We start from the raw sequence: 13,347 nt of genomic DNA, 5'->3' as shown, positions 1-13,347 counted from the left end.
GATTCGGTTATGGATGTCGAGCTGCGCCAGTTGCGCTGCCTCGTCGCGATCGTGGACGAGGGCACGTTCACCGACGCCGCGATCGCTCTGGGTGTCTCACAGGCCGCGGTCTCCCGCACACTTGCGACGCTGGAGAAGCGCCTCGGCGTACGGCTGCTGAGGCGTACGTCCCGCGAAACGTCGCCCACCCCGATCGGACTCCGTGTCGTGGCGCACGCCCGGCGCGTGCTGACCGACGTCGACAACCTGGTTCAGGAAGCGACATCGGGCCACGTCGAACTGCGTATCGGCCACCCCTGGTCGGCACTCGGCCGGCTCACACCCGCCTTTCAGCACCGGTGGCGGGAAGCGCACCCGGAAACGCGACTGCACCTGCTGCGCATCAACTCCCCGAGCGCCGGCCTGGCCGAAGGCACCGCGGACCTTGCGGTGATGCGCAGGCCGCTGGAGGACCGCCGCTTCGAGGGCGCCATCGTGGGTCTGGAAACACGCTGGTGCGCGATGGCCGCCTCCGACCCCCTGGCGCGGCGCCGCTCGGTGCGTCTGGCCGATCTCAGCAGCCGCGTCCTGCTCGTTGACCAGCGCACCGGCTCGACCCAGGCGGAACTGTGGCCCGCGGACGCGCGCCCGGTGACACAGGAGAGCCGCGACATCGACGACTGGCTCACGGTCATCGCCACCGGCCGCTGCGTGGGAGTTACCGCGCAGTCCGTCGTTGACCAGTATCCAAGGCCCGGCATCGTCTACCTGCCGGTGCGCGACGCCGAACCGATCGCCGTACGACTGGTCTGGTGGCGCGACGACCCGCACCCGGCCACCCGCCCCGTGCTGGAGCTTCTCACCGAGCTTTACCGCACATGACCGATCGCGTGTGCTTCGACCGGAAGGACTCGTGGTTCGCGACTTCAGGGCAGCTCACGCGACCGAGAAGGTCTTCGCCTTCGGGCCCGCGAACGCGTTCGACGGACTCACCACCGGCCCGTGACTCAACGAGAAGGTGCGGCCGCGGCCATTTCCAGGAGTTCTTGGATGTGCAGGCCGTGAGCGGCGTCCATCGGGGTGGGAACGCCCGAGCGGACGGCGGACGCGAATTCGCGGCGCAGTACGGGCCAGCACTCCTCGTGGTCGAGTTCCGCCGTGTCGTAGACGATCTCTTGGCCGGGTCCGTAGAGCTCGATGCGTGTGCGGGCCGTGGGGAGGCGGACGGTGCCGGAGAGGGAGGCCTGGCTGATCGCACCGTTGGTGTGTTCACAGGTCAGTTCGATCCAGCGGCGTGAGTCTCCGGTCGCGTGTACGGACGCGATCGGACCGACAGCGGCGTCGAGCAGGTCCAGCAGATGGGGCCCGAGATCGAGCAGGGCGCCTTGTTCCAGGCGCCACGGTGTGGCGAACTCCCCGCCGAGGAAGGCGCCGTGGAGGTAGCAGGAGCGGGCCCCTGTCACTTCCGTGTGGGCGGCGAGTCGGAGGAACTCTCGTGTTACCGGGTGGTAGCGCTTCGTCAGGACGAGCTGGGAGACGACTCCGTGTTCCGCCACCGCGTCGGCGACTGTGCGTGCTGACGCCAGATCGGGGCCCAGCGGCTTCTCCAGCAGCAGCGGTTTGCCGGCCCGTGCCGCGCGTACCGCCAACTCGGTCTGGACGGCGGGTGGTACGGCGAAGGCGATCGCGTCGCTGAGGTCGAGGAGTTCTTCGAACGAGGCGGCGACCGGGGCGTCGTACGGTGCGGCGGTCTCGGCGGCGGCCTCGGGGCGCCTCGCCCATACGCCGGCGAGCCGGGTTTCCGGTCCTGCGGCGAGCATCCGGGCGTGCATCGTCCGGGCCCAGGGGCCGGCGCCTGCCAGGCCCACGCGTACGGGTGGCTGGTCGGCGGTGTGCGGGCCGGGCGGGGGTTCGGACGGCGGGTCGAGTGGCATGGGGGCTCCATGGGGGTACTGGTGTGTACGGGTGCCGGGGGAGCGGCCGGTCGGCGGGAGGTGTCAGCCGCTGTTGAGTGCGGCCAGCCGGATGTCGGCCCTGTCCGGCGCGTAGAGGTGCTCGACCACCATGGCGGCCGCGCCACTGAGCGCCGCCTGGTCGCCGAGGCGGGACGTCACCACGTTGAGATGGGCGGTCGTTCGCGGCATCGCGCGCTGGTAGAGGAGTTCGCGCACACCGGTCAGGAACGGGGTGCCGGCCAGGTCGCCCGCGAGGACCAGGACCCCTGGGTTGAGCAGGGTCACGACGGTGACCAGTACTTCTCCGACCCGCTGGCCCGCCTCGCGGGCCAGCCTGACGGCGTCCGGCCGGCCCGCCGCCAGGTGCTCCCGTACGTCGGAGCCCGATGTCGTCGGAATGCCGGCGGAGGCCAACTGCTCGGCGATCGCACGGCCGCTGGCCACGGCGGCGAGGCAGCCGTAGGACCCGCACATGCACAGCGCCTCGGTCCTGTCGTGCAGCCGGATGTGGCCGATGTCGCCGGCGCCGCCGTCGATGCCTCGGTAGGGCTCTCCGTCGACGACGACGCCGGCGCCGATGCCTGTGGATACCTTGACCAGCACGAACGCCGAGCAGTCGGGGTAGAAGAGGCGTTGTTCGGCGTAGGCCATGAGGTTGGCGTCGTTGTCGACGAGTACGGGTACCGGCGTCCCGGGGGTCGGGACGTGGCGGGCGTACGCCTCCTGCATCCGGACGGGGACCGGGTACTGGTCCCAGCCCGGCATGATCGGGGGCTGGACGAGCTGTCCCGTCGTCCAGTCCACGGGGCCGGGTACGGACAGACCGATCCCGCAGACGCGGGAGGCGTCGGTGCCCGCCTTCTCCAGCAGGGAGGGGAACCAGCTCGCGACGGTGTCGAGCACCCGGTCGGGGCCGTCCGAGATGAGCAAGGGCTCCGAGCGGTCGGCGAGGAGGGTGCCGTCGAGTGCGAGCACCGCGGCCCGGCTGTGCCGGGTCTCCAGGTCGACGGCGAGGACCACGGCGTGCGAGGAGTCGAACTCCAGCCGCGCGGAGGGCCGTCCGCCGGTCGAGGCGCCTGCCGCCGCGTCCCGCAGCCATCCGGCGGCGAAGAGCTGGTCGAGCCTGTTGCTGACGGTGGACCGGGACAGCCCCGTCACATGCTGGAGTTCGCCGCGTGTCACTGCTTCACCCGTGCGGATCAGCCGCAGCAGATGCCCCGCACTCGCCCGGTTCACCGGCATCGTCGTCCCTGCTCCCGCTCTCATCACTAGCCCTTGTCCGCACCGCTGGTGAGGCCCTCGGTCAGCAGCCGCTCCGCCGCGTAGAACAGGAGTACCACGGGGAGGGTCAGGACCACCGACCCCGCCATCAGAACCGTCTTGGGGACCTCGATGCCGTTCGCCAGTTGCTGCAGTCCCAGGGAGACCGTCCACTTGTCGGGGTCGGCGGCCAGGAAGAGCAGGGCGAAGAGGAATTCGTTCCAGGCGATCATGAAGACGTAGAGGCCGGTGGCCATCAACGACGGCAGCGCGAGCGGCAGTACCACTCGGCGTACGGTCTGCCAGCGTGACGCACCGTCGAGAGCGGCGGCCTCCTCGATGCTCACGGGGATGGTGATGAAGTAGTTCTTCAGCATGTAGATCGAGACGGGCACGGTCTGGGCGATGTAGACGATCGCCAGTCCGACCAGGCTCCCGGAGAGTCCGATCTTCGCGAACATCACGAACAGCGGAACGGCGAGGAGTGTGGCGGGGAAGAGGTAGACCGCCAGGAACAGTGCGCTGACGTGGCGGCTGCCGAAGAACTTCAGCCGGCTGATGGCGTACGCGCCCGGGACGGCGGCGGCCAGGGTGAGCGCTACCGTACCGAGCGACACCAGCGCCGAGTTGAGCATCATCCGCAGGAAGCCCTGGCCGCCGTCGTCGGTGGACTTCAGGACGTTCCTGTAGGTGTCGAGGGTGAAGTCCTTGCCGGAGGCCCACAGGGAACCGGGGTCCAGCAGGAGCGCGTCGATGGGCTTCACCGACAGCAGCAGCATGTAGTAGAAGGGCACGAGCGTGATCAGCGCCAGGCAGACGATGGTGACCCATCGCAGGACGCCGAAGAGGCGTTCCTCGAACTGAGTGCGGGTCATCACGCCTCCTCCTGAACCTTCTTGGCGAAGAACTTGAAATAGATGCCGAGCAGGACCATGAGCACGACCGCGAGCACCAGGGCCTGTGCGGCTGCCGCGCCGACGTCGAAGTTCGCGGTCAGGAAGTCGTACACGCGCACGGCCACGACGTCGGTGCCGGAGCCCCCGCCGGTGAGCAGGTAGACGTCGTCGAACTTGTTGAAGGTCATGATGAAGCGCAGCACGCTCAGCAGTGCGATGACCGGCATCAGTTGGGGGAGCAGGATGTACCGGAACCGCTGGGTGGGGGTGGCGCCGTCCATGCGGGCCGCCTCTTCGAGTCCGTCCGGTACGGCTTGGAGCCGGGCGAGGAGGAAGAGGAAGGCGAACGGGAAGTACCGCCAGGTCTCGAAGGCGATGACGGTCAGCAGCGCCAGCGGTATCCCGAAGTGCGCGCCGAACAGGTTCACTTCGTAGCTGCGGGTGGAGAGGAACGCGATGGGGTTGTCCCAGCCGAGCAGTTCGCCGCCCCAGTGGTTGACGATGCCGTACTGGGGGCTGAGCGCGACCTGCCAGACGAAGGCGACGGCGACGACGGGGGCGACGTAGGGCAGGAGCATGGTGCTGCGCACCAGGCCACGCCCGCGGAACGGCTTGCGCAGCGCGAGGGCGGCGATCAGTCCGAGTACGACGGAGCCCAGGGTGCCGCCGACGGTGTAGACGAGTGTGGTGACCAGGCTCGACCAGAAGCCGGGGGAGGTGAACACCTCGACGAAGTTGTGGAAGGACCAGTTGCCGAACACCCCCATGCCCTGGATGTCGACCAGTTTGGCGTTCTGGAAGGCCAGCAGGACCGTCCAGAGGATCGGGATGACGACGACGATCAGCACGACGACGAAGGTCGGTGTGACGAAGGCCAGACCTGCGCGGTTCTCCCGGCGGCCGGCGGTGAGTGGAGGCCGCTTCTTCGCGGCCTGCGGATATGAGCTCATGTGGGTTCCTCGACGGGGGCGGCCGACGGCCTTTTACTGGAGGGATTTCTGCAGTGCGGAGACGTCGTCGCCGGCTTCCTTGGCGGCCTGGTCGGGGGAGATCTGGCCGCCGGTCATGGCGCTGATCGCCTTCGGCACGGGTAGCTGGCCGTTGGTGGCGCCGACGAGGGCGCCCTGGCCTTGTTTGAAGCCCCAGCGCTGCATGTTGCTGACGCCGGCCACGAGTTGGTCCAGGAGCTGGGCGGGGAAGACCTGGTCGAGCGGCTTGCGGTCGTCGACGCCGATCGTGCTGTGCCGCCAGGCGGTCAGGAACTTGTCGGGGTCGGACACGGTGCCGTGCCGTACGGGGATCTGGCCCTCGGGAGCCATGCCGATCCAGTCCTGGAGCCCCTGGTCCATCATGTACCGGATGAACGTGGTCGACGCCGCGGTCTCGGCCGTCTTCGTCGCGACCCACGAGGCGACCTCGCCGAACTGGGCCGGTTCCTTGCCCGCGGAGCCGGAGAGGGCCGTGACGACACCGCTGTTGTCGGACAGGAACTGCTTGTCGCTCTTGCACTGCGCGCAGCTCGGCAGTGCGTCGTTCCGCAGCCCCGCGAGTTCGTCGAGCAGGAACGTCGACCACAGCACCATCCCGGACTTGCCGGCGAAGTAGGTGGCGCGGGTCGAGTCGACGGTCTGGGTGCCGGGTGCGCCGTAGGTACTGCCGAGCTTGTTGTACACGCCGAAGGTGTCCCGGCAGGCGGGGGAGTCCAGGGTGACGTCGCCGGCGCTGTTCACCAGCTCGCAGCCGTTGGCGAGCGCGAGATCCTCGAAGCTCTGCTGGGTGAACACGTCGCTGGGGTCGGTGGCGACCGAGATCCCTGACCGGCTCGGAGTCTTGAGGGTCTGTGCCGCCTTGAGCAGCTTGGGGTAGGTGTCGGGCACCGGCAGCCCCGCCTTGGCCAGCATGTCCTTGCGGTAGACGAGAATCTGCAGCCAGGCGTCGGAGGGCACGGCGAGCTGTGTCGTCCTGTCGCTGGTCAGCCGCAGCGCGTTGGCGTCGAATGTCGTGCGGTTGAGGCTGTCGACGATCTGGCCGCTGATCTTGGTGTTCAGCAGACCGTTGGTGTACATCTGCCAGACCTGGCCGATCGGGACGGCACCGATGACATCGGGCAGGGTGCCGGCCGCCGCGGCGGACATGATCAACTGCGGGAGCTGGTTCTCGTCCACCCCGACCACTTTGACCTTGATGCCGGTCCGCTTCTCGAACGAGGCGACGATCTTCTTCGTCACCGCCATCTGCGGCGGCAGGTTCTCCTGTGACCACACGGTGATCTTGTTGTCCGGTTTGGCCGCGCCGGTGTCTGTCGAGCAGCCGGCGAGTACGCCGACGCCCAGCACCGCCGCCAGCGCGCCCGCTGCGGTCTTCGTCGACCGACGGATCCACGTACGCATGGCTCATCCTCACGCTACTTATGCTTCGTATGCACGCATCACAGCATCACTTTTGCGTGTTGACAAGACATAACTCTGGGATATCTTCGACCTAAGTCAAGTGGTACGGCAGCCCAGCCGAGCCCTCAGCGTCAACTTCTCGGAGCCCCCCGTGGAACGCGTCGTCCAGTTCACCGGCCCGCGACAGGTCGAAGTCGCCGAGCACGACAGCGCCCCCTTGCCCCGGGGCCATCTCCGGGTGCGTACGCGCTACTCGGGTGTGTCGGCGGGCACCGAACTCACCGCGTACCGCGGCACCAACCCCTATCTGACCCGCACCTGGGACCCGGAGGCACGGATCTTCCGGGACGGCGCCGCCGGCATCGAGTATCCGGTCGCCGGCTGGGGCTACTCGGAGATCGGCGAGGTGACCGAGATCTCGGACGACGTCGCCGGCGCACCGGGACTGCCGGCCGTCGGCGACATGGTCTGGGGCATCTGGGGCCACCGCAGCGAAGGCATCGTCCCGGCGGAACGGATGGCCGGGCACACGCTCCCGGCGGGCCTCGACCCGCTCGCCGGCACCTTCGCCCGGGTCGGCGCCATCGCGTACAACGCGGTCCTGGCCTCCGACATCCACGTCGGCGAGGACGTCGCCGTCTTCGGCCAGGGCGTCATCGGACTGCTCACCACCCGGCTCGCCCAGCTCAACGGCGGTCGCGTGACAGCGGTCGACGCGCTGGACGGGCGGCTCGACACCGCACGCCGGTACGGCGCGACCACCACCCTGAACGCCGTCACCGGGCGCGTCGCCGAGTCGATCCGCGCCGCCACCGAGGGGCGCGGCGCTGACGTCGCCATCGAGATCAGCGGTGTGTACCCGGCCCTGCACGAGGCGGTGCGCTCCGTTACCGTCGGCGGCCGCGTCGTCGCCTCCGGGTTCTACCAGGGGGACGCCGTCGGCCTGCGCCTCGGTGACGAGTTCCACCACAACCGCGTACAACTGATCTGCTCCCAGATCGGTGGTGTGCCACCGCAGCTCTCCGGCCGCTGGACCGTGGAGCGTCTCCAGCGCACATTCCTGGCACTCGTCGCCGAAGGCCGCGTCGACGTGACCTCACTCGTCAGCCATGTCGTACCGGCCGACGAAGCGGCCGAAGCCTATGTCCTGCTGGACGAGCGTCCCGCCGACGCCCTCCAGGTCATCCTGGAATTCTGAGATTCTGAAAGGCCCTGATCTCTGATGCTCAAGACCGCTTGCCAGGAGCAGTTGCTGCCCGGGGACACCCTCCAGGAGAAGTGGGAGTTCGCGACGGCCGCCGGGTTCGACGCCGTCGAGCTGCGCGCCCGAGGCAATCTCCACTTCGAGAGCCGGCTGCCCGAGCTGCGCCGGGCCCGCGCCGACGGTGTGGTCATGCCGACCGTCTGCGTGGACATGCTCCACTTCTTCGGTGCCTTCGACGCGGACCTGCGCCGCGACGCGATCGTCCAGATGAAGTCCCAGCTCACCGTGATCGCCGAGTTGGGCGGACTCGGCGCCCAGACACCCGCGTCCTACGGGATGTTCTCCACGCGTCTGCCGCCGTTCCAGCCGCCGCGCGGCGCCGAGGAGGAGCGTACGGTGCTGCTGGAGGGACTCACCGAACTCGGCGAGCACGCGCGGCGCGAGGGCGTGTCCCTGTTTCTCGAACCGCTCAACCGGTACGAGGACCACATGGTCAACCGGCTGGAGCAGGCAGCCGAGTTGATCCGTGCCGTCGGCCTCGACTCGGTGAAGATCGGCATCGACAGCTATCACATGAACATCGAGGAGAGCGATCCCGCTGCCGCGATCATCGCCGCCGCGCCCTACATCGGGCACGCGCAGGTCAGCGACTCCAACCGGTTCCAGCCCGGCGCCGGGCACCTCGACTGGCCGGCCTGGCTCGGCGCTCTGCACACCGCCGGCTACGACGGCTACCTCGCCGCCGAATGCAGGCTGACCGGCGACCCCGTCGAGGCCGTCCGCTCCGTTCCCGCCTTCCTCCACAGGTCCGGCGCGTGACGACGACCCTCTCCGGCACCCTCATGACACCCCCCGCACATCCACTCACCGGTGCCGAACGGCGCACGCTGCGCAACGACGCGGCCCGTGTCCTGTTCACCAACTGGACAGGTGCCTCGACCGTTCCCTCGGCCACGCTCTACCCGCACCAGTGGAGCTGGGACTCCGCCTTCATCGCGATCGGGCTACGCCATCTCTCCCCGCGCAGGGCCCAGTTGGAGCTGGAGACGCTGCTGGGCGCGCAGTGGTACGACGGTCGCGTCCCGCACATCGTCTTCAACTCCTCGGTCCCCCTCGACTCGTACTTCCCGAGCCCGGACTTCTGGCGCTCGTCCACGGCAGGTGCCGAAGCGGGGGCGCCGCGCGGGGTCGAGACCTCGGGCATCGTGCAACCCCCGGTGCACGCCCTGGCCGCCTGGCTCGTCCACGAGGCCGACCCGGACGCCTCGCGCCGACGGGGCTTCCTGCGCCGGATCTACCCCAAGCTGACGGCGTGGCACGCCTATCTCGTGGAGAACCGGGACATCGGGCGGCACGGTCTGGTGTCGGTGATCCATCCGTGGGAGCCCGGTATGGACAACAGCCCTTGCTGGGACGGTCCGTTGTCCCGCGTCGAGCCGGCTCCCGCCTCCTCGTTCCGCCGCGCCGACCTCGTCCACTCGGATGCGGCGGACCGGCCGACGGACCTGGACTACGGGCGCTACGTCCGTCTCGCGGCGGCCTACCGGAACAACGGCTACCGGGACGCCGGAACACCGCACCCGTTCGCGGTCGAAGATCCGGGCTTCAACGCGCTGCTCATCGCCTCCGAACACGCACTCTCGGCCATCGCCGGGGCGCTCGGCGAAGACCCGCGTCCCCACCGGGTGCGCGCCGAAGAGCTGACGAGGGCCCTGGTGAACCGGTTGTGGAGCCCGCAGGACGAGCTGTTCCTCTGCTACGACGTGCGGGCAGGCGGCCTGATCGACGCGAAGAGTGTGACGGGCCTGCTGCCTCTGCTGGTCCCGGGACTGCCCGACGGCATCGCGGAGGCGCTGCAACGTACCGCGGCCGGGGAGCACTTCGGGCTCGGTTCCACCACCGCGCTCGTCCCCAGCTACGACCTGCGGGGGCAGGCGTACGACCCGGCACGCTACTGGCGCGGCCCCGCCTGGTTCAACATCAACTGGGTCATCGAGCGCGGACTGCGCCAGTACGGCGCCGTCGACAGCGCGGACACACTGACCCGGGCCGTCCTCGCCTCGTCCGCCGCGTCGGGATTCGCCGAGTACGTGGACCCGCGTACCGGCCAGGCGCGCGGCACGACCAGTTTCGGCTGGACAGCCGCCGTCGTCCTCGATCTGCTGGGCCGCTCAACGGAGGAAGACCGATGACACAACACGGGCGGCTGCTGGTCCACGCGGGCACGTTCGCCGTGCTCGATGCCCAGGGGGACGCGCACGGCGGCCACGGGACCTCACCCGACGGGCTGTTCGTCCACGACGCCAGACATCTCAGCCGCTGGGAGCTCAGCGTCGACGGCGCCGCGCCGCGAACACTGGTGGCGGCAGGACAGGACGAGGACACCCCCGTCGTCCTGACGCCGGCCGGCACCCGGGACGAGCCGCCCCGTTGCACCCTCTTCCGGCAACAGACCCTGCGCGAGGGGATCCTGACGGAGCGGATCCATGTGCTGAGCAATGTCGCCCACACCACGGACACGCTCATCACCCTCGGTGTCGACGCCGACTTCGCCGACCAGTTCGAGCTGCGCACCGACCGCCGGACCTACCCGAAACCGGGAGCCGCCCGAACGGTCAGCGACGGCCCCGACGGCGTCACCTTCGCCTACCGGCGCGAGGCATGGCACGCGGCCACAACGATCACGGCACAGCCCGCACCCGTCATCACGGCGCCAACGCCCGAGGGCACGTCCAGGCTGCTGAGCTGGCAGCTCACACTCCCCGGACACGGCAGCGCGGACCTCACCGTGACCGTCGCGCCCCGGGCGGGCGGCACCGGCCGTACGGACGGCCGGGCACCCGCCCCAACCACGGCCGGCCACGACCGAGACCGCCCCGCCGCGGGGGAGCCGGCCGACGAGGAAGCGCTCATCGCACCCGGCGCCCACCCGGACCTGGCCCGTGCCTGCTCCCAAGGACTGACCGACCTCGCCCGGCTGAGTGTCCCGGCCACCGGCCCGGACGGTGAGACCCTGCACGTGCCGGGAGCGGGTGTGCCGTGGTTTCTGACGCTGTTCGGCCGCGACTCGCTGCTGACCTCGTACTTCGCCCTGCCCTACCGGCCGCGGCTCGCCCACGCCACACTCCTCGCCCTCGCGGCGACACAGGCGACGGCGTACGACGCCGGCCGGATCGCCGAGCCCGGGAAGATCGTCCACGAACTACGGCACGGTGAACTCGCCCACTTCGGCCAGGTCCCCTACGGCCGGTACTACGGCTCCGTCGACAGCACCCCGCTCTTTCTCGTGCTGCTCCACGCCTACGTCGACCGGACGGCTGACACCGCACTCGCCCTCCAACTGGAGCGCCACGCCCGCGCGGCCGTGGAGTGGATGTTCCGCGACGGCGGGCTCGACAGCGCCGGCTATCTCGTCTACGAGGCCGACGAGAAGGGTCTCCTCAACCAGAACTGGAAGGACTCCGCCGGCGCCGTCTGCTTCGCCGACGGAACTCAGGCATCGGGTGCCATCGCCGCGGCGGAAGTGCAGGGTTACGCCTACGACGCGCTCCGCCGCACCGCGGCTCTGGCGCGAACGGTATGGCAGGACACGATGTACGCGGACGGACTGGAGTCCGCGGCGACCCGGCTGCGCGAGCGGTTCCGCGGCGACTTCTGGATGCCGGCCCGGAACTTCCCCGCGCTCGCCCTGGACGGCGACGGGCGGCAGGCCGACGCGCTCGCCTCGGACGCCGGGCATCTGCTGTGGTCGGGCATCCTGGACACCGACGACGCCCGAACGGTGGGCCGGCGCCTGCTGGAACCCGATTTCTTCTCCGGCTGGGGCATCCGCACCCTGGCGGCTGGCCAGACATCGTACCACCCCCTGTCGTATCACCGCGGCAGCATCTGGCCGCACGACAACGCGGTCATCGTCCTGGGGATGGCGCGCAGCGGCCTGCACGCGGAGGCGGCTGCAGTGACCCGGGGCCTGCTTGGCGTCGCGGCCCAGCACGGTCATCGGCTGCCCGAGGTCATCTCCGGCTACGGACGCGAGGAGGCGCGAAGCGCCGTCCCCTACCCGCATGCCAACTCCCCCCAGGCGTGGGCAGCGGCGACACCCCTCGCTCTGCTCACGGCGTCGGCCGGGCGTACGGAATCCTGACGTTCCGTACGCCCGCCGCCGCGCCCCTCGCGCGCCGACCGAGTCAGGATCATTGACGAGTTGGTCAATGAAGCTGACTACGTAACAGTGCAGTCCTAGCCTGTGGGTACGGTCGGCTCCGGGGGTGCGGGATCCAGGGGCGGACGGCTCGGCGCGGCCGGGGACTACCGGGCGTAGGGGTCGGTGATCTCGCGGAGCTGATCCAGGATCTGGTGCAGCAGCGTGAAGTTGCGGGTGCCCAGATAGGTCTTCCACTCCGAGAGGATCTCGGCCCGCGGGCCCTTGGGGCCTCCCCACAGCACACTGGCGGCGCCGCTGACGACGAAATCGGCGTGGCCGTCCCCGTCCAGGTCGGCGACCGTGGGCTGCCACGGGTCGTCGCCCGTCTGGATGCGATCCGGCACACCGAGCTCGTCGCGGGTGAGGACGGTCGTACGGTCATGGTCCGGACCGTGCTCGGAGCCGGGCACGACGATCACGTCGAAGTTCTCCGTGTCGGCGTTCTCGTACACCAGATCGGCAAAGCCGTCCCCGTCGAGGTCGGGAGTCGCTGGTGTGTCAACGCGCGTCGAATCTGCCGCCCGGCAGGGGCTGTTGGGCACCGAGCGCACGCTTTCGGACGGCAGCAGGACGAGAAACGCCATCACCACCACCGCTACGAGGGAGACCGGCACGACATGCCACCTGCGCAGGTGGCGGAAGGGCCGACCGGCTGCCGTCGGAAAGTGCATCAGCCCACTGCACGGGAGTGGACACGGCCCGCACAAGGAAACAGATCACTTTGTTACGGGGGTGATGCACGACGGTCCTGCCCACCCGCGTTCCTGCCCACGGGTGGGTACGGCAATGAGCCAGGACTCCGTTCCGAAGCCGCTGCTGATCCCCCCGGCCGGTCCGGCGGCGGCACGCGTCACGACGGTGAGCGTCCTCCGCGACCCGAACACCGACATCGCCTGAATCACTCCAAGTTACTGGTTGAATACTCGGCGTAGTCGTCGTGATGGGCGCGACGACCAATATCGAGGAGAGGACCCTCATGCGACGTGTAATCACCAAAGCGGCAGGCCTGGCCGCCGTCGGAATGCTCGCCTTGGCCGCAGCACAGCCCTCTCAGGCCAGCACTCCCCAGCAGCAGCCGCCGACCCGAGCTGCCGCAGAGGGCCCGGCATACTTCGAGATGACGGACAACACCAGGGAGACCTTCGTCATCAAGCTGACGAAGAGCGACGACATCGAGCACGCCCGCGACCTCGTCAGCGGCGCGACCGACGAACGGCCCCATGTGCTCACGCGGATCATCAAGCGTCAGGCCCCCTACAACGGGCGCTGGAGCTTCCAGGCCGACGCCGACTCGACCAGCTTCTTCGACTACGCCATCGAGGTCTGCGACGCCTCCATCCCCTACGTCGAGGATCACCTCGACGAGGTCGGTGGCCCCTTCCTGCCCGGCAGGATCTGGTGCGACTGGACCTCGCGCCTGGTCAGGGAAATCCCCGCCCCGTAAGCGACCAGGCACGGG

12 protein-coding genes are annotated in these 13,347 nt (G+C 69.4%); 6 read left to right on the top strand and 6 right to left on the bottom strand.

What is annotated here, in order from left to right; all coding sequences use genetic code 11:
- Positions 1 to 9 precede the first annotated feature (9 nt).
- Positions 10 to 861, top strand: coding sequence for a LysR family transcriptional regulator (locus ACZ63I_RS17770; RefSeq protein WP_469339618.1), 852 nt, complete (start codon positions 10 to 12; stop codon positions 859 to 861).
- A 125-nt stretch (positions 862 to 986) separates the two neighbouring features.
- Here the strand turns inward: ACZ63I_RS17770 and ACZ63I_RS17765 are convergent, their stop codons facing one another.
- The 5 genes from ACZ63I_RS17765 to ACZ63I_RS17745 form a co-directional block, all read right to left on the bottom strand.
- A complete protein-coding gene (locus ACZ63I_RS17765; RefSeq protein WP_469339616.1) occupies positions 987 to 1,913 on the bottom strand; it encodes a Gfo/Idh/MocA family protein in 927 nt (308 codons plus the stop codon).
- A 63-nt stretch (positions 1,914 to 1,976) separates the two neighbouring features.
- Positions 1,977 to 3,176 carry an ROK family transcriptional regulator gene (locus ACZ63I_RS17760; RefSeq protein WP_469339950.1) on the bottom strand — a complete coding sequence of 400 codons (1,200 nt, stop codon included), beginning with the start codon at positions 3,174 to 3,176 and terminating at the stop codon, positions 1,977 to 1,979.
- 26 nt (positions 3,177 to 3,202) lie between these two features.
- The gene (locus ACZ63I_RS17755) at positions 3,203 to 4,069 is read right to left on the bottom strand and encodes a carbohydrate ABC transporter permease (protein ID WP_469339614.1); all 867 of its coding nucleotides are present in this window, start codon (positions 4,067 to 4,069) and stop codon (positions 3,203 to 3,205) included.
- Positions 4,069 to 5,040, bottom strand: coding sequence for a carbohydrate ABC transporter permease (locus tag ACZ63I_RS17750; protein WP_469339612.1), 972 nt, complete (start codon positions 5,038 to 5,040; stop codon positions 4,069 to 4,071). The genes ACZ63I_RS17755 and ACZ63I_RS17750 overlap by 1 nt, the downstream gene beginning before the upstream one ends.
- A gap of 33 nt (positions 5,041 to 5,073) precedes the next feature.
- Positions 5,074 to 6,480 (bottom strand): ABC transporter substrate-binding protein, encoded by a 1,407-nt coding sequence (locus tag ACZ63I_RS17745; RefSeq protein ID WP_469339611.1) that lies wholly within the window; start codon positions 6,478 to 6,480, stop codon positions 5,074 to 5,076.
- 151 nt (positions 6,481 to 6,631) lie between these two features.
- On the opposite strand from ACZ63I_RS17745, the gene ACZ63I_RS17740 reads away from it, so the two are divergent.
- The 4 genes from ACZ63I_RS17740 to ACZ63I_RS17725 are packed head-to-tail and all read left to right on the top strand — an operon-like array spanning position 6,632 to position 11,828.
- The gene (locus tag ACZ63I_RS17740) at positions 6,632 to 7,678 is read left to right on the top strand and encodes a zinc-dependent alcohol dehydrogenase (RefSeq protein WP_469339610.1); all 1,047 of its coding nucleotides are present in this window, start codon (positions 6,632 to 6,634) and stop codon (positions 7,676 to 7,678) included.
- Positions 7,679 to 7,702: 24 nt separating this feature from the next.
- Positions 7,703 to 8,503 (top strand): sugar phosphate isomerase/epimerase family protein, encoded by an 801-nt coding sequence (locus ACZ63I_RS17735; protein WP_469339608.1) that lies wholly within the window; start codon positions 7,703 to 7,705, stop codon positions 8,501 to 8,503.
- A gap of 23 nt (positions 8,504 to 8,526) precedes the next feature.
- Positions 8,527 to 9,876: an MGH1-like glycoside hydrolase domain-containing protein gene (locus tag ACZ63I_RS17730; protein ID WP_469339948.1), complete on the top strand. Its 1,350-nt coding sequence runs from the start codon at positions 8,527 to 8,529 to the stop codon at positions 9,874 to 9,876.
- Positions 9,873 to 11,828, top strand: coding sequence for an amylo-alpha-1,6-glucosidase (locus tag ACZ63I_RS17725; RefSeq protein ID WP_469339606.1), 1,956 nt, complete (start codon positions 9,873 to 9,875; stop codon positions 11,826 to 11,828). Before ACZ63I_RS17730 ends, ACZ63I_RS17725 begins: the two co-directional genes overlap by 4 nt.
- Before the next feature lie 164 nt (positions 11,829 to 11,992).
- Here ACZ63I_RS17725 and ACZ63I_RS17720 read toward each other — a convergent pair whose 3' ends face one another.
- Positions 11,993 to 12,559: an FG-GAP repeat domain-containing protein gene (locus ACZ63I_RS17720; protein WP_469339605.1), complete on the bottom strand. Its 567-nt coding sequence runs from the start codon at positions 12,557 to 12,559 to the stop codon at positions 11,993 to 11,995.
- A gap of 305 nt (positions 12,560 to 12,864) precedes the next feature.
- Between ACZ63I_RS17720 and ACZ63I_RS17715 the strand changes: the two genes are divergently transcribed.
- Positions 12,865 to 13,332 carry a BP74-related protein gene (locus tag ACZ63I_RS17715; RefSeq protein WP_469339603.1) on the top strand — a complete coding sequence of 156 codons (468 nt, stop codon included), beginning with the start codon at positions 12,865 to 12,867 and terminating at the stop codon, positions 13,330 to 13,332.
- Positions 13,333 to 13,347: the final 15 nt, after the last annotated feature.

Source organism: Streptomyces sp. NPDC087906 (assembly GCF_055584925.1).
The sequence above is the reverse complement of the archived record's forward strand: the minus strand, read 5'-3'. Positions and strand labels throughout refer to the sequence as shown.